Source organism: Hydrogenoanaerobacterium saccharovorans (genome assembly GCF_016901815.1).
GTDB classification, from domain to species: domain Bacteria; phylum Bacillota; class Clostridia; order Oscillospirales; family Ruminococcaceae; genus Avimicrobium; species Avimicrobium caecorum.
The window spans coordinates 1-261 of sequence record NZ_JACSNR010000051.1; the positions used below are offsets into that span (position 1 = coordinate 1).

1 protein-coding gene is annotated in these 261 nt (G+C 70.5%); it reads right to left on the reverse strand.

The features are described 5' to 3' along the window. Positions 1-261, reverse strand: a 261-nt coding sequence (locus H9X81_RS11645) for a hypothetical protein (protein WP_204722189.1), incomplete at both ends; no start/stop codon positions are given.

Sequence of the window (261 nt, forward strand, 5' to 3'; positions counted from 1 at the left end):
GGAGGAAGGCGGCAGCGGCGGTGAGGTATTCCTCCTCATTGCGCCCGATGGCGTCCCGGGGCGTGCCCGAGTTGTCCGGCGGGTTGCCGATGCGCTCCCGGAGGAATTCCCCCAGGGTGGGGCGTTCCGGCTCCTCTGGCACGGCATCGGTGCTGTCCGGGCCGGGCTCGGTGCTCTCCCCGGAGGGTTTGCTGCCCGGCGCAAACTGTGCCAGCAGCTCCCGGAGGAAGGCGGCAGCGGCGGTGAGGTATTCCTCCTCAT